This window comes from Bifidobacterium sp. MSK.13.1, from assembly GCF_019131435.1.
GTDB lineage: Bacteria > Actinomycetota > Actinomycetes > Actinomycetales > Bifidobacteriaceae > Bifidobacterium > Bifidobacterium pseudocatenulatum.
The window spans coordinates 43,943-68,057 of record NZ_JAHOMM010000002.1; the positions used below are offsets into that span (position 1 = coordinate 43,943).

The window sequence follows — 24,115 nt, forward strand, 5'->3', positions numbered from 1 at the left end:
CCAATATGACGCAACACATCACCCTTGGCGGGTTGCCCCTGGTCAATCTCAAACGCAAACCGTTTCGTACCGCGGCGCTCACCATCGTCGTCGCCATGCTTACCGTGGCCTTCTATGGTGGTTCACTGCTGTCCATGAACCTTGAAGCCGGCTTGAACAGCATGCAGGAACGTATGGGCGCCGATCTCATGGTCACGCCGCAAAACACCAAAAACGAAGCCGAAGCGTTGCTGACCAACGGATCGGCAAGCACGTTCTACTTCACCAACGAGATCACCGACGAAGTGGCAAAAGCCGACGGCATCGACGAAATCACGGAACAAACATATATCTCATCGTTGGCCGCCGCATGCTGCGACGAGAAAGTCCAGATCATCGGATTCAACCCCGATACCGACTTCGTGATCACCCCTTGGATCGCATCGCAGTTCGACGGCACGCTCCAGCGCGGCCAGATCGTTGCAGGAGCCAGCATCAGCGTGTCGGGCAACAACACGGTCAAACTCTATGGGCACGAATTCCCCGTGGCGGCGCAACTCGCCAATACCGGCACGTCGCTCGACGATTCCGTGTTCGTGAACATGCAGACCGTTCCCGACGTGGTCGGATATTCCGCCAAGGTGGGGCATGCCGCCATTCCGGAAGAATATGCCGACAAAGCCGTTTCCGCCGTGCTCATCAAGGTCAAGGACGGTTACTCCGCCCAGCAGGTCGCTTCGAACATCACCAAAACAACAGGAATCAAAAGCCTCGGATACGTATATCCGGGGGGCATCACAGCCACAACGAAATCCAATCTGAACGTGATCATTCGCTACGTGACCCTTTTCGTCGCGGTGTTCTGGGTCATGGGGCTGATCGTGCTGCTTGCTGTGTTCTCGTCCGCCATGAACGAACGCAAACGTGAATTCGCCGCGTATCGCATTCTTGGTGCCAATCGTTCCACTTTGGTCGGCATCATCGTGAAGGAATCGGCCATGATCGGAGCTTTGGGCGGTGTGATAGGCATTGCGGTCGCGTCGCTGGCGATTTTCCCGTTCAGCACGCTTATCGGACGGCAGCTGCAGTTGCCGTATCTGCAAACCAACATGTGGAATGTGTTGGCATTGATCGCAGTGAGTTTCGTGTTCGCGGTGCTTACCGGACTGCTCGCCTCCGTGGCGACGGCGGTGAAACTTTCCGCTCCCGAAACCTATCTGACTTTGAGAGAAGGTGAATGATGGCGGAAAACACGGTTCTCGAAGTACAAGAGCTCACTCGCGAGTTCACCCGTCGCGGCAAACCGTTCGCAGCCGTGGACCATGTGGATTTCAGGCTGGACCAAGGCGAGTTCGTGGCGATCGTCGGCCGCTCGGGCAATGGCAAAAGCACATTGTTGAATCTCATCACCGGACTGCTGAAACCCACATCGGGCTCTATCGACTTGGACGGCAATGACGTGACGCGGTTGAACGACAAACAAATGTCAGTCGTACGCAATCGGATCGTCGGATTCGTCACGCAAAGCCAGACATTGCTGCCGAATCTCACGGCACTCGACAATGTGATTCTTCCTTCCGTGCTGTGCAACGGCAAAACGGCGCAGCGCGATGTTGAGATACCTGCGGATTCGTCTGATGCGAAATCAGTGGAAGAAACCGTATCCGACGCATCTTCCGAACAGACGGTTGACGACGGACTTCCGGACGTCATCGCGGCGGCTCCGGTATCGAAAGCACACAACGATCCCGTTCAGGGCCATGCCATGGAACGTGCGCACGCATTGCTGCGCCGACTGCAGGTCGACGATTTGGCGGAATGCTACCCGAAAGAGCTTTCCGGCGGCGAAATGAGACGCGTCAGCATAGCGCGAGCTCTGATGAATGGTCCGAAACTTCTGATAGCGGACGAACCCACCGGAGATCTGGATGCCGAAAGCACTGCCATCGTCATGCGGCTGCTGCAGGAAGTGGCGCACGACGGCACCGCAGTGTTGATGGTCACCCATGATCCGGATGCCTTGACGTATGTGGATCGAATCTATCGCATGGACAGGGGAGTGCTGGCTGAAGCATAGCGGCGCCATGATGGCATGACATGCCGAAGAGGGCGAAACGACGAGCTCGTCCCGCCCTCATGTGTATTATTAACGATTGGTGTGCGCCCGCAAGGGAGCATACCGTCTGGAGTCTTAGCCCATCAGTGGGTCGGCGACCGATACGAGCTGTTTACGGCACGTGTTCAAGTCGTTCGTGCGCATGCACGAAGAAGCACTGGAGAGGCTGGCTCAGCGCATATCGGAAACCGGTGTGCGCTCCGTTCAGACAACGACAGAACAAACAAAGGATTAAACCAATGACGAACGTTCAGCGTTCTCGCCGTCAGGTGCGCCTTTCCCGCGCCCTCGGCATCGCTCTGACCCCTAAGGCTCAGCGCATCTTCGAAAAGCGTCCGTACGCTCCGGGTGAGCACGGCCGCACCCGCCGTCGCACTGAGTCCGATTACGCAGTGCGTCTGCGCGAAAAGCAGCGTCTTCGCGCTCAGTATGGCATCTCTGAGAAGCAGCTTCGCGCCGCTTACGAGAAGGGCACCCACACCGCCGGCCAGACCGGTAACGCCATGCTGATCGATCTCGAGACCCGTCTCGACGCCCTGGTCCTGCGTGCAGGCTTCGCCCGCACCACCGCTCAGGCACGTCAGTTCGTGGTTCACCGCCACATCCTCGTTGACGGCAACATCGTCGACCGCCCGTCCTATCGCGTCAAGCCTGGCCAGACCATTCAGGTCAAGGCCAAGAGCCAGACCATGGTTCCGTTCCAGATTGCGGCCGAAGGCACTCACCGCGATGTGCTGCCGCCGGTTCCGGGCTATCTGGACGTCAACCTGCCTTCCCTGAAGGCCACCCTGACTCGCAAGCCTGAAGCCGAGGAAATCCCGGTGCAGGTCAACATCCAGTACGTGGTCGAATTCTACGCCCGCTGATCTGGATCTACATACTGTAAGAACATACAGTATAAGGACATACAGCAAGAGCCTCGCAATCGTCAGGATTGCGAGGCTCTTCGCTATCTCAAGCGCATGTGCGGCCTTTTTAAGCAGCGGGAAGCCTTCAGTCGCCGATGATGCCGCCTACTATGCCGCTCACAATCGTCATAACAAGTGAGCCAAGCACAGACCATGCGAATCCGTCAATAGTGACGCCCACAGAGAAAAACGACAGCGCCAACCATGACGCAAGCTGCATGAACAGCCAATTGATCACCAGTGCGACCAGTCCGAACGAAATAATCGAGAACGGCAACGCTATGACATGGATAATCGGCTTTATGGAAGCATTGATAAGCGCCATGAACAAGGCGAACGCCGCGATGCCAAGCACAGGGGGCTCGCCAATGGCGTGCATGCCGGGCAGAACCGCAACCATAACGCCCGCCGCGACGGTAAGAATTAGCCAACGTGAAATAAAATGACCCATAACAACATCGTATAGCACGGATTTGCTCAAACCGTGAGGGTAGCATGGAACCCATGTTGCTTCATCTTCATCTTGTCCGACACGGGCAGACGTTTTTCAACCGATATAACAGGTTGCAGGGCTGGTCTAATTCTCCATTGACGGAATCTGGCATCGCCGACGCAGACAAAGCCGCAAACAAACTGAAGGAGTTCGATTTTGCCGCGGCATATTGCTCCGACACCACGCGTGCGCAAATGACAGCCCAGCGCATCCTCGACGTGAATGAGGCCGCAGGACACACCCGCCCCCAACTGGTCAGTGACATGCATTTCCGCGAACAGTTCTACGGCTATTTCGAAGGCCAGGATATGGGCGTGGCGTGGACCGCCGCGGGAGGGCCGCACGGTGCGAAGAACTACAACGACATCGTCGCAAAGTTCGGTCTTGGTGCGACCCGCGACTTCCTTAAGGAAGCGGATCCATTCCACGATGCCGAGTCCGACGTGGAATATTGGTCGAGAGTCGAGGAGGGATTCGCGCTGATCGCTTCGAATCCTGCGCTGAGGGACAGTGATGACGTGTTGCAGATTTCCCACGGCAACACGCTGCTGAGCCTTATGCACCGTTTCGCGCCGGAAGGCTATGACCTCAGCGAACGCCCTGCGAACGGATCGGTCACCACGCTCGATTTCGACACCAGTAAGCCTATCGCTGAAGCGGTAACCGTCGTATCGTATAACCAGTGACCGGCGGACGAAACTTGCCTTAGGTCTGGGCTTTTTACTACTGTTATGCGCGTGTTGTGTTCGCGGGCAACCGTGGGACTGAAAAGAGGTACAAGATGGGTGTTGGAGAAATCGCCGGTCTGATTGCGGCAATCGCTTTCGCGATTCTTGCCGGTTTCATGATCTACCCGTTGATTCGTCTCGGCAAACTGTTCGACCAGCTCGCCGAGACAGTCAAAGAAACGGGAGATCATGCGATTCCTGCGCTTGATGAGAGTGTGACCACGGTGCAGCAGGTCAACAAGTCGCTGGAAGACGTCAACAAGATTTCCGCAGCGGCTTCCACAACCGCCAATAATGTCAGCGCCCTGACCGATCTGTATGGATCCTTCTTGGGCAAGCCGGTTATCAAGGTTGCTTCCGCTGCATATGCCCTGAAAACCACCGCGCAGTCCTTCATGAACAAGAAGAACGTCAACAGCAATAACAAGGGGGAGTGATGTTCAAGCGTCTCTTCTGGATCTCCATTGGTGTGGGCATCGGTGCGGTGGCAGTGACCAAAGCACAGGCGTACGTCAAGGCCAACACCCCTGATGCGGCTCGACAATTTCTGTTCGGGCCGGATCAAGATCATGTCGCCGTGCGTACCCTTGAAGGTTTGTTCAATGAGTTCAACGAAACGCGTCGAGCCCGCGAGGCTGAACTTAATACCAAATACGCGGATAAGATCAGCTGATCTTATTCCCGTAACGTACGTTCGGACAACAATCACGAATTCGTTTGAAAGGCACTAGGCCTTTCAGCAAAAAAGGAGCTTAATCTCATATGCGCACTTCTGAAATCGCGAAGCGCTATCTTGATTATTTCGAAAAGCACGGCCATCTTATCGTGCCTTCGGCATCGCTGATCTCTCCAAACCCGACCACCCTGTTCACCATCGCAGGCATGGTCCCGTTCATCCCGTACCTCATGGGCGAGCAGACTCCGCCGAAGAGCCGCATGGCATCCAATCAGAAGTGCGTGCGTACCTTGGACATCGACGAGGTCGGCAAAACCACCCGTCACGGCACGTTCTTCCAGATGCTGGGCAATTTCTCCTTTGGTGATTACTTCAAGGAAGAAGCCATCCACTATGCGTATGAGCTGCTGACCACCCCGCAAGACAAGGGCGGCTACGGCTTCGATCCGGAGAAGCTGTGGATGACCACCTTCACCGACGACGAGGAAGCCCGTTCAATGTGGAAGAACGAGGGCGTTGACCCCGAACACATCCAGATCATGGGCATGGAGGACAACTTCTGGACCACCGGCGGCCCTGGCCCTGGCGGTCCGTGCTCCGAGATCTACGTGGATCGCGGACCTGAATACGGTGTGGAAGGCGGCCCGATCGCCGACGAGAACCGTTACATCGAAATCTGGGATCTCGTGTTCGAAAACTACGAGGTCGACAACGTCAAGTCCAAGACCGACCTGCACATCGTTGGCGAGCTCGAGAACAAGAACATCGATACCGGTGCCGGCTTGGAGCGTCTTGCCTATCTGATGCAGGGTAAGCAGAACATCTATGAGACCGACGAGGTCTTCCCGGTCATCGAAGCCGCCCAGAAGCTGTCCGGCCGCACGTATGGCGATGACGAAGCCATGGATGTGCGTTTCCGCATCGTGGCTGACCATGTGCGTTCCGCATTGATGATCATGTCCGATGGCGTACGTCCGTCCAACAACGGTCGCGGCTACGTGCTGCGCCGACTGCTTCGCCGCACAGTCAAGGCCATGCGCGAGCTCGGCGTGACCGATCCGGTCATGCCGACCCTGCTGCCGACCTCCAAGGCAGCTATGGAGCCGAGCTATCCGGAACTCAACGACACCTTCCACGATGTGTCCGAAGCCGCATATGGTGAAGAGGACGCGTTCCGTCGCACGCTGGAATCCGGCACCGAGATTTTCGACCTCGCTGTGGCCAAGGCCAAGGAATCCGGATCCGACGCCGTTTCCGGCGAAGATGCGTTCAAGCTGCACGACACCTACGGCTTCCCGATTGAGATCACCCTCGAAATGGCCGCCGATCAGGGCGTCAAGGTCGATGAGGCGAAGTTCCGCGAGCTCATGGCCGAGCAGAAGAGCCGTGCCCGTGCAGATGCCCTGAAGAAGCGTCACAATGTGGATCTGTCGGTCTATGACGATTTCAAGAAGACGCTGGTCCAGCCCATCGACTTCCTTGGTTACACCGACATGTCCGCCCGCGCCAAGGTGCTGGGCATCATGCAGGAAGGCAAGGGCTCCGTCCCCGCAGTCACCGGTCCGGCCACCGTCGAAGTCATTCTCGACCGCACTCCGTTCTATGCGCAGGCCGGTGGCCAGCTCGCCGATCAGGGCGAGATCCTTTCCGACGATGGTGCTGTGCTCGAAGTCGACGATGTGCAGAAGCCGATCAAGGACCTCATCGTGCACCAGTGCCGCCTGACCGAAGGCACGTTGGTTGTCGGCGCCGAAGTCAACGCCAACATCGACCTTGACCGACGCGGTGCCATCGCCCGCGCGCATACCGCGACCCACATGGTGCACAAGGCGCTGCGTGAGGAGCTTGGCCCGCAGGCCACCCAGCGCGGCTCTGAAGACGCGCCGAACCGTTTGCGTTTCGACTTCCAATGGTCCAGCGCCCCGAGCAAGGATGCGATGAACTCCGTCGAGGCGCGTGTCAACGAGAAGCTGCGCGAAAACCTTGCCGTCACCACGCAGGAGATGAAGTTCGACGACGCCATCGCCTTGGGTGCCATGCACCTGTTCGGCGAGAAGTATGGCGACGTCGTGCGCGTGGTCTCCATCGGCGAAGATGGATGGAGCCGTGAGCTTTGTGGTGGTACCCATATCGACCATGTGGGCAAGATCGGTGCCATCAACATCATGTCCGAAGCCTCCATCGGCTCCGGCGTGCGTCGTGTCGATGCGGTTGTGGGCGAAAGCGCTTATGAGTTCAACGCTCGCGAGCATGCGCTGGTCTCACAGCTTTCCGACATGGTCAATGCCCGTCCGGACGAGCTTGCCGACCGTGTGAACGCACTGCTTGCCAGGCTCAAGGAATCCGACCGTCGTCTTGCGACCATGTACGAATCCCAGCTTGCGGCTTCCGTGCCTGCTTTGGTTTCCGAAACCAAGGCATCCCAGGCTCCGGTCAAGGTGGCAGCGAAGAACGTCGAGCACTTCGGCTCTTTCGACGCGCTGCGCAAGACCGTGCTGGATGTGCGCGGACAGCTTGGTGAGGAATTCCCGGTTGTGGTGGCTCTCGCCGGTGTGAACGAGGAAGGCAAGCCTATGGTTGCCGTGGCCACTAACGAGGCTGCACGCAAGCAGGGTATCAAGGCCGGCGATTTGGTTCGTGGCGCTTCCAAGATCCTTGGCGGTGGTGGCGGCGGCAAGCCGGACTTCGCCCAGGGTGGCGGCGCGGATGCCACCAAGATCAATGAGGCGCTTGAGGCTTTGGCCAATCAGGCCATGAAGGGCTGAACCACCAAGCATGGTTTGGCTTGGCATTGATTTAGGTGATGCCAGGGTTGGACTCGCACTGTCTGATCCTGGCATCACTCTTGCACACCCCGCAGGCAATATTCAGGTCTACGGGGATTCGTTCCGTGCATTGGACGAGGTCGTGGACGTCATCGAAGACGAATCGGTCGACCATGTGGTAGTCGGATTGCCGTTGCTACTAAGCGGAGAAGAAGGCAAAAGCGCGAAAAAAGCACGGCGATGGACTGTTAATCTTGAGAAGAGACTGCGTGTCGCAGTAGATGATGAGAACTATGCGCTAAAGGAAGTGCCGTCCATCGAATTGGTGGATGAGCGTCTAACTACGGTGACTGCACATCATCAGCTATTCGATGCGCAGGTCGGTGGACGAAAGCACCGTCCGATGGTCGACCAGCAGTCTGCAGTGGTGATATTGCAGACGGCCATCGACCGAAGAGAGAGACCAGAGGAGAGAGGCCTGTGACTGATAATCTCGACGATTTTTTCTCCGATAACGCGCAATGGGTGAATTCGTCGGATGATGCATCCTTCGTTTCGGCAATGCCTCCGCAACCACCGAAATCACGTAAGGACATGCGTCGTCACCGTGAGCAGAAGCGTCGTCGCCGCTATATCACCATTATCGCCGCTCTGGTGGTGATCGTGCTGATCGGTGTCGGCGGATTCTTCGGCGTGCGCGCGCTGAAACATTGGAAGGCCGTGAACGAAGCGAATTCTCAAAGCCAAATCGAGGATTACACGGGCCCAGGCGATAAAGGCGTGACGTTTGTCGTGGAATCCGGGCAGGGAGCCGCGGAAATCGCGGACAACCTTGTTAAAGCTAAAATCGTCAAATCCGCAGCCGCCTTCACTTCCGCAGTAAGCGGAGCTGGCGCCACGTTGTATCCGGGATCATACGCATTGAGGACGCATATGAGGGCGTCCGATGTGGTCAAGGTGCTTTCTGACCAAAGCCAGGCCGGCGGTTTTGCCGAAGTGCGTGCGGGTGAACGTGTGTCGGACGTCATCGAAAATGCGGCGAGTGTGTCCGGCTTGGATGTTTCACAGTTCCAAGCCGTGATGGACGGTGGCGGTGCTGGAATCCTTCCTGACGAGGCCGGCGGCAAATTCGAGGGATGGCTTGAACCAGGCAGCTACAATGTGCAAAACAAGTCAGCGGAAGACATCATCAAGGAAATGGTCGACGCGCGAGTGAGCAAACTCGATTCCTTGGGCGTACCTACAGGCAGCGAACGTGAGCGCATCCTGAATATCGCATCCATCGCGGAGGCGGAAGTCGGCAGCGAAAAATACTACGGCCAGGTGGCAAGAGTGATTCTCAACCGTCTTGACGCCGATATGGCTCTCGGCATGGATACCACGGTCGCCTACGGTCTTGGTATTTCCGCAAGCCAGTTGACCGATGACCAGTTGGGCGATGACAGCAACGCGTACAACACCAGAATCCACAAGGGACTGCCGCCCACGCCAATCAGCAACCCTGGAGATGGCGCGATCACAGCAGCCGTCAATCCTCCGGACGGCAAGTGGCTGTACTTTGTCACCACAAACCTGCAGACCGGCGAAACGAAATTCGTGGAAACCGAAGATGAGTTCTGGCAGATTCGCGACGAGTACAAGAACAACAACGAGAACGCGAACTGATCTCAGAATAAAACGCCAATCGCAATGCCTATCGCCCCAGCTGCCACAAGCGCTGGGGCGAACGGCGTTTTACCGGCATATGCGGTATGCTTCTGCGGATCGAAACGTGTCCACAAAACGAGCCATAACAAGCCGACCACACCAATCGCAAGCCACCAAAACACCACGGCGAACAGACCGAACATGCCGACTGCCAATCCCATCAGCAAGGTGGCGGTGACATCGCCAAAACCCAATGAACCAGGTTTCACCAAAGCGAGCGCGCATTGCAGTACGGCCGACAGTACGGCGAAGAGTATTGCCTGCAATGCCAGGTACAGAGTGTTGATGGAAAGTGCGTATATGAGGTTTACGATGATTTGCGCTGTGCATCCGGTGGCGATCCAGGCGCGTGGAATGCGGCGTGAACGGATGTCTTCAACGCTAATGGCCAGTCCACAAAGCAGACTTGGCAGGCAAATCATATACCACATACCGTTAAGATAGTCCACTAGTTGCATTCGTGAGAAAAGGAGTTGGCATGTTGCGTTGGCAGACAGCAGGCGAGTCGCATGGTGAGGCGCTTGTCGCCATGATTGAGGGATTGCCCGCGGGCGTTCATATCACCACGGAGGATATTGTTGGCGCGTTGGCGCGTCGTCGTCTTGGGTATGGTCGTGGCGCGCGTATGAAGTTCGAGCAGGACAAGGTTCGTATGCTGACTGGTGTGCGTTTTGGTGAGACGATTGGTTCTCCGGTGGCCATTGAGATCGCCAACACCGAGTGGCCGAAGTGGACTGAGGTGATGAGTGCGGATCCGCTTGATCATGAGCTTGCTCGTGAGGGCCGCAATGCCCCGTTGTCTCGCCCGCGTCCGGGGCATGCGGATTTGACTGGCATGCGTAAGTATGGTTTTGATGATGCTCGTCCGGTGTTGGAGCGTTCTTCCGCGCGTGAGACGGCTTCGCGTGTGGCGTTGGGTGAGGTTGCCAAGCAGTTCTTGGAGCAGGCGTTCGGTATTCGTACCGTTTCGCATGTGCTTTCCATTGGTGGCGCAGGTATTACCGATCCGCAGCAGGCCACGCTTCCCAAGCCGGAGGATCTTGAGGCGTTGGACGCTTCTCCGGTGCGCACTCTTGACAAGAATGCGGAAGAGCGGATGATTGCCCGTATTGATGAGGCGAAGGAGAACGCCGATACGTTGGGCGGTGTGATCGAGGTTGTGGTGTACGGCGTTCCCGCAGGCGTGGGCACGTATGTTGAATCGGATCGTCGTCTTGATGCTGCTCTTGCCAGTGCGGTGATGGGTATTCAGGCCATCAAGGGCGTGGAGATCGGTGATGGTTTCCTTGAGGCCATGCGTCCGGGTTCTCAGGCTCATGACGAAATGGTGGTGGGCGATGACGGCCGTATTGCGCGTCTAAGCAACCGTGCGGGTGGTATCGAGGGTGGCATGTCGAATGGGCAGCCGATCGTCGTACGTGCGGCGATGAAGCCGATTCCTTCCATTCCGAAGGCGTTGCGTACCGTCGATGTGACCACGGGCGAGCCGGCGCAGGCCATTAACCAGCGTTCCGACAATACTGCGGTTCCGGCGGCGGCTGTTGTTGCCGAGGCGATGGTGCGTTTGACCATCGCGCAGTATGTGCTTGAGAAGTTTGGCGGCGATTGCGTTGCCGAAACCAAGCGTAACGCCGAGCAGTACGTTGCCTCATGGCCTGAGCATATGAGGTGATTCGTCTATGAGTGGTATGCGTAGGCCTGTCGCCGTGATCATCGGCATGATGGGGGCGGGCAAGACTCGTGTCGGCAAGGAAGTGGCGCAGATGATGAATCTGCCGTTCGCCGATGCGGACAATGAGATTGAGCATGATGCCGGAATGCGGATTCCCGAGTACTTCGAAAAGTATGGGGAACCGGAATTCCGGAGGCTGGAAAGCGACGTCGTGCTTGATATGCTCGAGGATTTCGACGGTATCTTTTCCTTGGGTGGGGGAGCGCCGATGACGCCTTCCATTCAGGAAGGATTGGCGCAGTATATCGCGGACGGCGGCAAGGTCGTGTATCTTATGGCCGATCCTGAGGAAGCCATGGAGCGGGCAAATCGCGGTGGAGGCCGTCCGATGCTTAATGGCGATGCCAATGAGCGTTGGAAGAAGCTCTACAAGGAACGTGACCCGGTGTTCAGGAGCGTGGCGAACGTGCATGTGGGCACGCGTGGCCAGTCTCCCCAAGCCGCGGCGAGAAAGCTGATGGAAATGATTGATCAACGTATAGTCCATGTCACCGGTTCCACCATCGAACCATACGATGTTCGTATCGGAGAGGGTGTGATGGGCCAGCTTGCGCAGGTGTTGGGAAGCAAGCCTGCCAAAGTGGCGCTTATCCACACCCAGCCGGTGCAGCGTCATTCGGACCGTGCGCGTACTTTGTTGCGTCAGGCGGGCTATGATGCGTACGATATTGTGATTCCCGACGCGGAGGCCGGCAAGACCATTGAAGTGGCCAATGGTATCTGGCAGCGTTTGGGGGATGAGGGTTTCACTCGTTCTGACGCGATCGTCGGCCTTGGTGGCGGCGCGGCAACCGATTTGGCGGGGTTTGTGGCTGCCACATGGATGCGTGGCATTCGCTACGTGAACTGCCCGACGTCGTTGCTGGCCATGGTTGACGCTTCGACCGGCGGTAAAACCGGCATCAATACCCCTCAGGGGAAGAACCTGGTCGGCTCTTTCTATACGCCTGCCGGAGTGCTTGCCGATCTGAAATCGCTTGCGTCACTGCCGAACGACATCTTCATCGAAGGATTGGGCGAGGTCGCCAAGTCCGGTTTCATCATGGACCCGGAGATTCTGCAGATCCTCGAGGACCATGCCGGTGAATTGCGTGCCTTCGACGGGTCGACGTTCTTGGATTCCGGCCTGAAGGATGTGGTCGCGGAGCTTATCGAACATACCGTGAGCGTGAAGGCCTACCATGTGTCCGCCGACCTTAAAGAGGCGGGATTGCGCGAATTCCTCAACTATGGGCATACGCTCGGTCATGCCATCGAGAAGATTGAGCATTTCCGCTGGCGTCATGGTAATGCGGTGGCGGTCGGTTGCGTGTATGCAGCCGAACTGTCGCATCTTCTGGGGTACATCGATCAGGATCTCGTGGACTATCATCGTTCGTTGTTGGGATCTCTGGGGCTGCCTACGTCCTGGAACAATGGCACATGGGATGATGTGCTCGCATTGATGCACCGGGATAAGAAGGCTCGCGGCAATAAGCTTCGTTTCGTGGTGCTTGAGGGCGTCGGCCATCCGATTCATCTTGAGGATCCGCCTGCGGACGCCGTTGAAGAGGCGTTCCGTCGTATTCAGCAGTAAACAAGGTAGGGAAGTGGAATATGACTAAAGTAGTGGTCGTCAATGGGCCGAATCTTGGCCGTCTTGGCGTGCGTCAGCCTGACGTGTATGGCAAGCAGGATCTTGAAACCCTGCGTACCCTGTGCGCGCAGTGGGGCAGCGAGCTTGGTCTTGACGTGGAAGTGCGTCAAAGCGATGACGAAGCCGAGATGATCGGCTGGATGCACCAGGCCGCCGACGAGAAGACCCCGGTCGTGATGAATCCGGCGGCTTTCACCCATTACTCCTACGGTCTGGCAGATGCCGCGCACATGGTGATCGATGAGGGATTGCCGCTGATGGAGGTTCACATCTCCAATCCATCCGCACGCGACGAATTTCGCAAGCGTTCCGTGATCTCGCCAGTAGCGACGGGCACTATCACCGGTATGGGGTTCTATGGCTACAAGCTGGCGTTGGATGCGGTGGCGCATCTGTTGGAATCGAAGTGATGATTTTCCGATTTCCCCTTGAGATAGTCTCGGAGGAACTATGAATGCCGGATGCTCTTGATGGGCATCCGGTTTTTACATAGCATTGCATTCGTTTGCAGAAAAAGCTGCAACAATCGCAAATATGATTGCCGTTTTGCGCAATACAATGAATTGTTGCTGAAAGCATTTTCTTTCGCTTGTCCTTCTTTTCCGTATATTGCAATCGGTCACGCTGTTTCATTGCGATGCGCAGCATCTACTGTACGATGAACCCCGATCTAGGGTGCAAACGTATGCACATTCATCGCAGAGTGTGTCTTAGATGATCCGCAGGTAACGCGGATGACCATGGCGCATACGTTGTCGAAGGGCGGAACCTGCCATGGGGGCCGGAATTCGATCTCAACGATGAGAACGGAGAACAATGGTCGTTCAGCGAATGAATCGGCCGGCTAGCCGTGCGGTGGCCATAGGCGTCGCCGCCGCCATGGCGTGCGCCACCTTGGTGGCGGTACCGCATATGGCTCAGGCTCAGCCCGAGGCGCAAACGAATGCGAAGAAAGACGTGCAGGTCATCGCCTTCCAGCAGACATGGAACACGGTCGCCAAGGAATGCACGAGCACATACGGTCCGGAAGGCGTGGCATACGTCGAGGTGTCGCCGCCGCAGGAATCCATCCAAGGCACGCAATGGTGGACGTCCTACCAGCCGGTAAGCTACAAGCTCGATTCCAAGCTCGGCACGGAAGCCGAATTCAAAAACATGATCAAGCAGTGCAATGCCGTCGGCGTTGACATCATCGCCGACGTTGTGCTGAACCAGACCACCGGTGCCGACGTGGCCGACGGCAAGCAGACCGGCGTCGCAGGAACCGAATACAACGGTTCGACCGGCGACTACCCGGGATTTGCCACCGAACAGTATCCGGAAGGCATCACGGCCTCCGACTTCCACAGCTGCTCCAAGAACATCTCCAACTACGCCAACCAGCAGGAAGTCCAGGAATGCCGCCTGAGCTCCATGTGGGACTTCGACTCCGAGAGCGAAAAGGTCCAGGATATTCAATCTGACTATCTTGCCGCCCTGTGGAATGCTGGTGTTCGCGGCTTCCGTATGGATGCCGTCAAGCACATCCACACGGACAGCATGAAGGCCATCAAGGAGAAGTTCGCAAAGAAGATCGGCGTGAATGCCGACAGCATCTACTGGATCCAGGAGGTCATCGGGAACTCCTCCGAAGCCGCGGGCATCCAGCCGAGCAACTACGTGCAAAACGGCACGGTGACCGAATTCGGCTTCAAGTCCGAAATGAACCAGACCTTCAAAGACAAGATCGCAAACCTCAAGGGACTTAATGAGCGGTTGAGCAAGGATCTCGCCTCCGAAGACGCCAACGTGTTCGTCACCAACTGGGACACCGCGCGCAACGAGGGCGCCCTGACCTACAAGGACGGTGCCAAGTATCAGCTGGCCAACGCATTCATGCTTGCCTACGACTACGGCACGCCGCGTCTGCTTTCCGACTACAAGTGGGATGAGAACGACAACGGCGCACCGGGAGCCGCCGCCACATCCGTTCCGGACGTGAACATGGACGAGGTCTGTTCCACCAACAGCTCCGACTGGAACTGCGAGCAGCGCTGGACCTCCACCCGAGGCATGATCGCCTTCCGCAACTACGTCAACGGCACCAAGGTCGCCGACTGGCAGGATGACGGCGGCGACAACATCGCCTTCTCCCGCGGGGATAAGGGCTTCATCGCCATCAACAACGGCAAGACCGACAAGGACGCCTCCTACACGACATCGCTCGCCGACGGCGAATACTGCAACGTGTACGCCACCATGGACTGCTCCCAGACTGTAAGCGTCAAGAACGGCAAGGTCGAGACCACGGTACCGGCGCATTCCGCCATCGCACTGTATGCAGGCGCCACCAAGGACAGCCACCCGGCATCCAGCGTGGCCAACGACCCGTCCGATCCTGACGTGAACCAGGAAGGGGACGAGACCCTGCCCGACGACAGAAGCGTCACCATCTACTACAAGCCCGCCGATTCCAGCTGGAAGAGCCCGAAGGTCCACTACGGTCTTGGCGATGACTGGAACCAGCCGGAAGCCGACATGACCCTCGACGAGCAGGGGTACTATCGCGCCACCATCGACACCAGGGGCAAGAAGATCGACTTCGTGTTTCACGATACCGGCACCGACCAGTGGGAGAACCCGAAGGGCGGCGGCAACTACCACGCCAACGCGGGCATCACGCACGTGGGTGTGGCCGATCAGGCCGCGACCGTGGGTAATCCGGAATCCGTCAACGGCCAGACCCGACTCGTCGTGCACTACAAGCCAGCCAGCGATTCCGATAATCGCGGCGTGTACGTGTGGGGCACAGACGCTGGCGGCTCGAGCCTCTCGGCAGTCAACCATCCCTTCACCGGAGCTGACTGCTGGGGCAAGGTGGCTACGCTGACCTTCGGCGGCAAGTTCGACAAGTTCGGCTTCATCGTCACCACCGCAGACTGGAACAAGTACGGTGGCGACCGTAGCGCCACGGTGAACGCCGACGGCACAGCCGAAGTGTGGATCGACGGCACCAAATATGAGGATCAAGGCGAATCGACCACCGTCGAAACCCTCGACTCCGCTCCGAGCGACTACGAATGCAAGGCCAACACCGTTACCGTGAAGGTCCACTACAACCGTGATGACGGCCTGTACTACAACGCCGAAGACACCTCGGTCACCGTTCCCCAGTGGGACATCTGGACCTGGGCTTCCAATTGGAACGGCGGAGCCGCCACCTTCACCACCCACGATGACTGGGGCGAGGTCGCGGAATACTCCTTCACCAACTACACCTACTACAACGTCGACGGAGCCTCCGACATCGGCATGCTGCGCCGTTACGGAAAGGATGCGTGGAAGGCCAAGGATCCGGATGACGCCGATTACAAGATCCCGTCAAACGCCTTGGTGTTCAACGAATCGGACGGCACCGCATCGGCCGAAGTGTGGCTGATGGGCGGCGACGCCACCGTGTATTCCTCACGTCCATCGTTGGGAGCGTCCATGAAGTCCGTTGAAATCTCCGACGTCAACAAGCTGACCGCAAGACTGTCCAAAAAGGTCACTGCGGATGAGCTTGAAGGCAAGGTCTCCGTCACTGACGCCGACGGCAAGGCTGTAGATGTCAAGAACATCAAGACCGACGGCACCAAGGTGATCATCACCACGGCCAAGGATCTTGACGTGCGAGGCAAGTACACCGTCGAAGTCAAGGGCTTCGGTTCGCAGGACGCCATTGCGGGCTCGGTGGTGCGTACGGATGCCTTCGACAAGAAGTACGCCTATGACGGCGACGATCTGGGCGCCACTTACACGAGCGCGAAGACCGGATTCAAGGTGTGGGCTCCAACCGCCACCAAGGTTGAGCTTGTCACCTACCAGTCCGACGATGTGAATGCCGAAGTCGACAAGACCATCGACATGGCCTCTGAAGACAAGGGTGTGTGGAGCGCCCTGGTGAAGAACCTTGCTAGCGGCACGGCCTACTCCTACAAGCTCACCTTCGCGGACGGCACGGTGAACGTCTCCGCCGACCCGTACGCGACCGCTGCGGTCGCCAACGGCGAACGTTCCGTGGTGCTCTCCAGCGAAGACATGGGCTCCGCAGGCGACCGCATGCCGGAATTCGGCAAGACCACTGACGCCACCATCGCCGAAATGAACATCCGCGACTTCTCCATCAACCCGAATTCCGGAATCTCAGCCGACAAGCGGGGCAAGTATCTGGGTGTTGTGGAATCCGGAACGAAGACGGCGAACGGCGCCACCTCCGGTCTTGACTATCTCAAGCAGTTGGGCGTCAGCCACGTGCAGATCATGCCGATGTACGACTACGGTTCCGTTGATGAGACCGGCGATCTGAGCTACAACGCGCAAGGTGCGCAGAACTGGGGCTACGATCCGGAGAACTACAACGTGCCGGAAGGCTCGTATTCCTCCGATCCATCCGACCCCGCCTCTCGCGTCACCGAAATGAAGCAGATGGTCAAGGGACTGCACGAGAACGACATTCGCGTGATCATGGATGTGGTGTACAACCACGTCTACAATGCCGCCAACCACTCGTTCAACAAGACCGTTCCCGGCTACTACTTCCGTTATGATGACAACGGTTCCCTGGTCAACAACTCCGGCTGCGGCAACGATACGGCCTCCGAGCGCAAGATGATGCGCAAGTACATCGTCGATTCGGTGACGTATTGGGCGAAGAACTACAACGTCGACGGCTTCCGATTCGATCTCATGGGTCTGATCGACACCGAAACGATGAAGGAAGTGCGTGCAGCGCTCGACGAGATCGACCCGTCCATCATCATCCTCGGCGAAGGCTGGGATATGAACACCACCATGGACGAGGGCGAGATGACCATCCAGCCGAACGCGTACCAAGTCGCGTCCGACGGCACGAACAACGGCATCGCGTTCTTCAACGATTCCGTGCGTGACGGCTTGAAGGGATCCGTGTTCTCCGACACCGACACCGGTTTCGTTTCCGGCAAGGCCGACCAGGAGAGCCTGATCGCCCACAACGTGCTCGGCTGCCAGTACGACGAGAACGCGACCACGACCTGCTGGAACGGCAACGCGCAGGATCACTACGCCGATGCCGGACAGGTGGTCAACTATGCCGAAATCCACGACAACATGACCCTGTACGACAAGCTCAGGAAGTCCGTCCCGACGGATGACGACGCCACGACCGTGGCACGTGCCAAGCTTGCCGACTCCGTCGTGTATCTGTCGGAAGGCATCCCCGCGATCCAGCTCGGCCAAGAGTTCCTGCGCACCAAGGGCGGAGACGGCAACAGCTACAACACGGGCGACGCGGTGAACGCCATCGATTGGGACCGCACCACCCAGTACGCCGATTCCGTCGACTACGTCAAGGGCCTGATCAAGCTGCGCAAGCAGATCAACGCGCTGCGTCTGACCGACTACAACGACATCAACGCCAACGTGACGATGCTCAAGTCCGCTGACGGCGTCGTGGCCTACCAGGCCGAGCAGTCCGACGGCACCTACGTGGTGATCTTCAACGCCAACGCAGACAAGACCGCGATCGAAGGCTTGGCAAACGGCTCCTACCAAGTGCTTGCAGCCGACGGCAAGGTCTACTCCGATGATGCTATCGCCAATGTCGATCTCGCCGAAGGGGCCTCGTACGAAGCGGGCGCACTGTCTGCCACTGTGCTGAAACTCGACAGCAGCACCAAGCCCGATACCGACAGCGCGCCTGTCATCAAGGGTCTGGTGGCTTCCGACAGCGTGACTCTGGGATCAAAGTTCGATCCGATGTCCGGCGTCAGCGCATGGGATGAGGTTGACGGCGATCTGACCGACAAGATCACGGTCGAAGGTTCGGTCGATACCTCTAAGGAAGGCGAATACACGCTCGTGTACTCGGTGACCAACAGCAGGGGCAAGACCGCCACCTTCACGCGCACGGTAACCGTGCGCAAACCCGCGGTCCAGCCAGCTCCCGACAAGAAGAGCGATGCTGTGCAAAGCCCGAATACTGGTTCCGCCATCACCGGTTTCGCACTGGCCGCGGTGGCTCTTGCCATCGCATCCGTGTTCGCGTTCGCGGCCTCCCGCAGAAAGGAGGACTGATCTCATAAGCCAATGATTGACTGAATGTATCTCCTATTCCTGCTAGGCGGGGCCATCAAGGCAATGATGGCCCCGCCTTTTTGTATTGAAGGAAACACGCCGCGTCTCATGCCGCTGATAGACTGAAGTTCCATGGTTAGAAGACAACATGGCAATTCTCAAGAGCACGTTACCAAGCATATTTTCGTCACCGGTGGCGTCGTTTCCTCTCTCGGCAAAGGCCTGACCGCCTCCTCCCTCGGCCGCCTGCTTCGTAGCCGCGGCATCAAGGTTTTGCAGCAGAAGCTCGATCCGTACATCAACGTGGATCCGGGCACGATGAATCCATTCCAGCATGGTGAAGTCTATGTCACCGAAGACGGTGCCGAAACCGATCTCGACATCGGCCACTATGAGCGTTTCCTTGACGTGTACCTGAGCCAGAAGGCAAACGTCACCACCGGCCAGATCTACCAGGAAGTGCTGCGCAAGGAACGCGCCGGCGAATACCTTGGACAATGCGTGCAGGTCATCCCGCACATCACCAACGAAATCAAGTCCCGCATGCGTGCGCAGGCGTCCGATGACGTCGACGTGATCATCACCGAAATCGGTGGCACCGTCGGCGATATCGAATCCCAGCCGTTCCTGGAGGCCGCGCGTGAGGTCCGCCGCGATCTGGGCGCCGAGAACTGCATGTTCGTGCACGTCTCCTTGGTACCGTACATTGCCGCCGCCCATGAGCTCAAGACCAAGCCGACCCAGCACTCCGTCATGATGCTGCGTCAGCTGGGCATCTCCCCGGACGCGCTGGTGCTTCGTTCCGACCGCCCGCTGAATCAGTCCATCAAGGACAAGATCTCCCTGATGTGCGACGTGGATTCCGAAGGCGTGGTCAACTGTGTGGACGCCCCGAGCATCTATGACGTGCCGAAGACCCTGTTCGACGAAGGCCTCGACGCCTATGTCGTGCGCGAGCTCGGCCTGCCGTTCCACGATGTCGATTGGGACGAGTGGGAGGACCTGCTGGAGCGTGTGCACCACCCGAAGCATGAGGTGAACATCGCCATCGTCGGCAAGTACATCGATTTGCCGGATGCCTACCTGTCCGTCACCGAAGCCATTAAGGCCGGTGGTTTCGCCAACTATGCCAAGGTGAACGTCAAGTGGGTCGCCGCCGATAAGTGCGAGACCGAGGAGGGCGCGGCCGCCGCGCTCGACCAGGTCGACGGCATCGTCGTTCCCGGAGGCTTCGGCATCCGTGGCATCGACGGCAAGATCGGTGCCCTGAAGTTCGCCCGTGAGAACAAGCTGCCGGCCCTCGGCCTGTGCCTCGGCCTGCAGTCCATGGTCATCGAATACGCCCGCCACGTCCTCGGCTTGGAGGACGCGAACTCCACCGAGTTCGAGCCCGATTGCGCGACCCCAGTCATCGCAACCATGGAGGAGCAGAAAGACATCGTCGCCGGCAATGGTGACATGGGACACACCATGCGTCTTGGCTCCTATCCGGCTGAGCTTGAAGAAGGTTCCATCGTCGCGGAACTGTACGGCACCACGCATGTCACTGAACGTCATCGTCACCGTTACGAAGTGAACGTGGCATATAAGGACCGTCTGCGTGAAGCGGGTCTGCGCATTTCCGGCCAGAGTCCGGACGGCGAACTCACCGAGTTCGTCGAGCTTCCTCGCGAGGTGCACCCGTTCTATGTGTCCACTCAGGCTCATCCTGAGTTCAAGTCCCGCCCGACCAAGCCGCACCCGCTGTTCGCAGGTCTGGTCAAGGCCGCTCTGGACCACCAGCAGGAGCGCTAAATCGACGAATTGTGATTAACGTCGGATAACCCGATATGCAACATGGTCATGAGTCCAAAGGAGTTCATGGCCATGTTGCATAATAAGGGCTTGGCCTTGAATTATCAACAAGACGTATTCGTAATGAAAAACCTTTACGAGGGAGCATGAGCTTGAACGATATGGATTCTCCGGAAAGCGGCAACGGTAAGTTCGCCTTCCCGAACATGGGCGATGAACCAAAAGTCATCTCGCAGGTGAGCTTGGATTCGTTTGCCGAAACGGCCGATTCCATTGATGATGGTGCAGCGTTGACTGTGAATGCCAGCAAGAAGCGCCACCTGTTGTGGCTGTGGATTGTTCTTGCGGTGATGCTTCTTCTCGGTGCCGTGGCCGGCGGCGGATACTGGTTCTTCCAGTCACATGCGTTGCCAGGTGTCACGCTCTGGGGCAAGTCCATGACAGGACAATCCCGAGATCATATCATCCAAGAGATTTCCGATACGGCGGAATCATTAACGGTTCCCGTTTCCTATGAGGGAACGAGCAAGAAAGTCACGTTGAAGGATCTTGGCGTCGCCATTGACGCGGAATCCATCGCCGAAAATGTGATGAATGCGAAACGTGACGATTCCTTCTTTCAGAAGTATGCATTCTGGACCCGTGAGGATGTCGACGTCGAGTCTTTCGATGATTCTCGAGTCAGCGCCCAGACGGTAGGTGACATGTTGGGAGTGCAGTCCGTGTCCGCCACCAACCCGTCGCTACAGCTCAACGCGGATGGTACCGCTTTCGATGTGACGCCAGGTCAGCAGGGGACTGGTATCGATGTGACGGATATCGTCAAAGAAGCCAAGAACGTGCTTGAGTCCTTTGGCAAGCAGACCGCTCAAATGGTGACTCTTAAAAGTAAGGTTACTGATCCCGCCATCACGGATGACCAAGCCAACGAGGCCAAGGCTTCTGCTGACGCGTGGATAGCGAAGCCGGTGGCTATCAAGATCGGCGACCATAAAGTGGCGGAATTCGGTGCGCAGTCCATTGCATCGGCCATCACGCTTGGACCGGATAGTGAGAAGCTCGGCGATAATCAAACCCGAAATGGCTCTTTGATTATCGATGGTGACAAATTGCAGCAATACTATAACGATTCCATCAAATCGAACTTCCATGCTGATCGAGTTGACGGTGATGTCATCGTTAATAGTGTCGGTGATGTGCTGCAAACCAATGTAGCTGGGCATGATGGTATAACCGTTACTGATGGTAGCGACACCAATGTTGGCCGTGATGCCGCTGAGGCGTTTGCCAAAGGTTCTGATTCAGTAAGTATTCAAGGCACTTGCGACCCACAGAATGAGAAAAAAACCACGCGTACCGTGGTAGTCAGCTTGTCTTCGCATACCGTTACAGCCATTGAAAATGGGCAGACCGTCCGTGTCATGCATATGTCTGCCGGTCAGGGCAATGATTATCAGACGGGCCAGTGCCAGCCGAGCGGCGACTTGTGCACGCCAACCTACTGCGATCCGAACTCCTACGACAACTGCACGCCTGACGGTGACTTCAAAGTGTGGCTCAAGTACCAGTCCCAAGATATGAGCGGCACCCTTACCCTATCGGATGGAAACACCGAGAAGTGGGATGTCAAGGATGTTGGATTCGTCAACTATTTCTCGAAAACAGGTTGCGCGATTCATCGCATCGCCACTCAAAGTGCGTTTAACGACAGCAGTATTCAGGCTATGGGGAAGAACACGTCCCATGGTTGCGTCGGCGTCGGCTGGGATCAGGCTGAATGGTTCTACAATTGGTGCCTGATGGGAACGACGGTTCACGTTCAGGCCTGATATGCGGGCTAACGGCAGAAAGACGCAAAGGCGGAAGACTGAATGTTCGGTTTCCGCCTTTACGCTATGTAAGATAAATCACGACAAATCATTGCCGAATAGCGAAAGGGGCGCTAGTGTTTAGCCCCACGTTCTGTTAGGTTGTCATAGGTACAAACGAGTGATTGGAGGCAGCGTACGGTGGCAGAGAACCAAGCGCCCAACGCCGCGGCTGACGTGGAGATGAGCCAGTATGTGGCTGATCGCACGCGAGTGAATGAAGACAAGATCAAGCAGGATGACGAGATCATCCAGCAGTTCGGCGACTATACGTACGGATGGCATGACACGGATTTCGCCGGAGAAGCGGCAAAAAAAGGCATTGACGAGAATGTCGTGCGCGCTATTTCCGCAGATAAGAACGAGCCGGAATGGATGCTGGAAAAGCGATTGGAAGGCTATCGCGATTTCATCAACCGTCCGATGCCTCAATGGGGTGTCGATCTGAAGGATTTCGACGCCGACGATTTCAAGTATTACGTCAAGCCGATCGACAAGCAGGCCACGACTTGGGAGGAATTGCCTGACGAGATCCGTGCGACGTATGACAAGCTCGGTATTCCCGAAGCGGAAAAAAGCCGTCTTGTCTCCGGCATCGCGGCACAGTACGAATCCGAGGTCATCTACAACTCAATCCAGAAGGATCTTGAAGACCAAGGCGTGATTTTCGTCGACACCGACACCGCGGTGCAGAAGTATCCGGAAATCGTCAAGAAGTATTTCGGCAAGTGCATTCCGAGCAACGACAACAAATTCTCGGCATTGAACACCGCCGCATGGTCGGGCGGATCGTTCGTCTACGTGCCGAAGGGTGTGCATGTCGATATTCCGTTGCAGGCATACTTCCGTATCAATACGCCGAATATGGGTCAGTTCGAGCGCACGTTGATCATTGCCGACGAGGGATCGTACGTGCATTATGTGGAAGGCTGCACCGCACCGATCTACTCGACCGATTCGTTGCATTCCGGCGTGGTGGAGATTTTCGTCGAGCCGCATGCCCGCGTGCGCTACACCACCGTGCAGAACTGGTCGAACAACGTTTACAATCTGGTGACGCAGCGTGCCTACGTGCGTGAAGGCGGCACCATGGAATGGGTCGATGGCAACATTGGTTCCAAGGCAACCATGAAGTATCCGGCCTGCATTCTCGCCGAGCCGTATGCGAAGGCCAGCACCATGTCGCTCGGCTTCGCAGGCAAGGGCCAGTATCAGGATACCGGTGCGAAGATGATCCATCTTGCCCCGCATACCAGCTCCACCATTGTGGCGAAGTCGATTTCCCGCGGCGGTGGACGTTCCGCATACCGTGGTCTCGTCAAAATCGTCAAGGGTGCCGAAGGATCGTCCAACTCGACGGTATGCGATGCACTGCTTGTAGATGAGTTCAGCCGCTCCGACACCTACCCGCATGTGGACGTGCGCGAAGATGACGTTTCCATGGCACATGAGGCTACGGTTTCCAAGGTTTCCGAAGACCAGCTGTTCTACCTGATGAGCCGCGGTCTTTCCGAAGAGGAGGCCATGGGCATGATCGTGCGAGGCTTCGTGGAGCCTATCAGCCGTGAGCTGCCGATGGAATATGCGCTTGAACTGAACCGACTGGTGGAATTGCAGATGGAAGGATCGGTGGGCTGA

General features: G+C 57.2%; 18 protein-coding genes. 16 read left to right on the forward strand and 2 right to left on the reverse strand.

Annotated features, from left to right (window positions below):
• Window positions 1-5: 5 nt before the first annotated feature.
• The 3 genes from KSY55_RS02910 (at window position 6) to rpsD (ending at window position 2,961) form a co-directional block, all read left to right on the forward strand.
• Window positions 6-1,220 carry an ABC transporter permease gene (locus KSY55_RS02910; RefSeq protein ID WP_065441709.1) on the forward strand — a complete coding sequence of 405 codons (1,215 nt, stop codon included), beginning with the start codon at window positions 6-8 and terminating at the stop codon, window positions 1,218-1,220.
• Window positions 1,217-2,056, forward strand: coding sequence for an ABC transporter ATP-binding protein (locus KSY55_RS02915; RefSeq protein WP_217749541.1), 840 nt, complete (start codon window positions 1,217-1,219; stop codon window positions 2,054-2,056). The genes KSY55_RS02910 and KSY55_RS02915 overlap by 4 nt, the downstream gene beginning before the upstream one ends.
• 278 nt (window positions 2,057-2,334) lie before the next feature.
• A complete protein-coding gene (gene rpsD / locus KSY55_RS02920; protein ID WP_004221688.1) occupies window positions 2,335-2,961 on the forward strand; it encodes a 30S ribosomal protein S4 in 627 nt (208 codons plus the stop codon).
• A gap of 127 nt (window positions 2,962-3,088) precedes the next feature.
• Here the strand turns inward: rpsD and KSY55_RS02925 are convergent, their stop codons facing one another.
• Window positions 3,089-3,454 (reverse strand): phage holin family protein, encoded by a 366-nt coding sequence (locus KSY55_RS02925; RefSeq protein ID WP_033524093.1) that lies wholly within the window; start codon window positions 3,452-3,454, stop codon window positions 3,089-3,091.
• Between the two features lie 53 nt (window positions 3,455-3,507).
• Here KSY55_RS02925 and KSY55_RS02930 point away from each other — a divergent pair, with 53 nt between their 5' ends.
• The 6 genes from KSY55_RS02930 (at window position 3,508) to mltG (ending at window position 9,330) form a co-directional block, all read left to right on the forward strand.
• Window positions 3,508-4,182 (forward strand): histidine phosphatase family protein, encoded by a 675-nt coding sequence (locus KSY55_RS02930; RefSeq protein WP_033524008.1) that lies wholly within the window; start codon window positions 3,508-3,510, stop codon window positions 4,180-4,182.
• A 95-nt stretch (window positions 4,183-4,277) separates the two neighbouring features.
• Entirely contained in the window at window positions 4,278-4,661 is a 384-nt protein-coding gene (locus tag KSY55_RS02935) for a DUF948 domain-containing protein (protein ID WP_022244770.1), read from the forward strand.
• A complete protein-coding gene (locus KSY55_RS02940) occupies window positions 4,661-4,897 on the forward strand; it encodes a hypothetical protein (RefSeq protein WP_004221698.1) in 237 nt (78 codons plus the stop codon). Before KSY55_RS02935 ends, KSY55_RS02940 begins: the two co-directional genes overlap by 1 nt.
• Before the next feature lie 89 nt (window positions 4,898-4,986).
• A complete protein-coding gene (alaS, locus tag KSY55_RS02945) occupies window positions 4,987-7,665 on the forward strand; it encodes an alanine--tRNA ligase (protein ID WP_065437860.1) in 2,679 nt (892 codons plus the stop codon).
• Between the two features lie 10 nt (window positions 7,666-7,675).
• The gene (ruvX, locus tag KSY55_RS02950; RefSeq protein WP_004221710.1) at window positions 7,676-8,149 is read left to right on the forward strand and encodes a Holliday junction resolvase RuvX; all 474 of its coding nucleotides are present in this window, start codon (window positions 7,676-7,678) and stop codon (window positions 8,147-8,149) included.
• A complete protein-coding gene (mltG, locus tag KSY55_RS02955; RefSeq protein ID WP_004221712.1) occupies window positions 8,146-9,330 on the forward strand; it encodes an endolytic transglycosylase MltG in 1,185 nt (394 codons plus the stop codon). Before ruvX ends, mltG begins: the two co-directional genes overlap by 4 nt.
• A gap of 2 nt (window positions 9,331-9,332) precedes the next feature.
• Here mltG and KSY55_RS02960 read toward each other — a convergent pair whose 3' ends face one another.
• A complete protein-coding gene (locus KSY55_RS02960; protein WP_033524009.1) occupies window positions 9,333-9,803 on the reverse strand; it encodes a prepilin peptidase in 471 nt (156 codons plus the stop codon).
• A 47-nt stretch (window positions 9,804-9,850) separates the two neighbouring features.
• On the opposite strand from KSY55_RS02960, the gene aroC reads away from it, so the two are divergent.
• The 7 genes from aroC (at window position 9,851) to sufB (ending at window position 24,115) form a co-directional block, all read left to right on the forward strand.
• Window positions 9,851-11,044, forward strand: a complete 1,194-nt coding sequence (aroC, locus tag KSY55_RS02965; protein ID WP_004221715.1) for a chorismate synthase — start codon at window positions 9,851-9,853, stop codon at window positions 11,042-11,044.
• Between the two features lie 16 nt (window positions 11,045-11,060).
• A complete protein-coding gene (locus KSY55_RS02970) occupies window positions 11,061-12,680 on the forward strand; it encodes a bifunctional shikimate kinase/3-dehydroquinate synthase (protein WP_217749570.1) in 1,620 nt (539 codons plus the stop codon).
• Between the two features lie 20 nt (window positions 12,681-12,700).
• On the forward strand, window positions 12,701-13,150 hold the full coding sequence (locus KSY55_RS02975; RefSeq protein ID WP_004221719.1) for a type II 3-dehydroquinate dehydratase: 450 nt from the start codon (window positions 12,701-12,703) through the stop codon (window positions 13,148-13,150).
• Window positions 13,151-13,556: 406 nt separating this feature from the next.
• Window positions 13,557-18,815: a type I pullulanase gene (pulA, locus tag KSY55_RS02980; RefSeq protein ID WP_217749540.1), complete on the forward strand. Its 5,259-nt coding sequence runs from the start codon at window positions 13,557-13,559 to the stop codon at window positions 18,813-18,815.
• 132 nt (window positions 18,816-18,947) lie between these two features.
• A complete protein-coding gene (locus KSY55_RS02985) occupies window positions 18,948-20,609 on the forward strand; it encodes a CTP synthase (RefSeq protein ID WP_004221727.1) in 1,662 nt (553 codons plus the stop codon).
• A gap of 146 nt (window positions 20,610-20,755) precedes the next feature.
• Complete coding sequence (locus tag KSY55_RS02990) at window positions 20,756-22,438, forward strand: L,D-transpeptidase family protein (RefSeq protein ID WP_217749539.1); 1,683 nt, start codon at window positions 20,756-20,758, stop codon at window positions 22,436-22,438.
• A 222-nt stretch (window positions 22,439-22,660) separates the two neighbouring features.
• On the forward strand, window positions 22,661-24,115 hold the full coding sequence (sufB, locus tag KSY55_RS02995; protein WP_117501912.1) for a Fe-S cluster assembly protein SufB: 1,455 nt from the start codon (window positions 22,661-22,663) through the stop codon (window positions 24,113-24,115).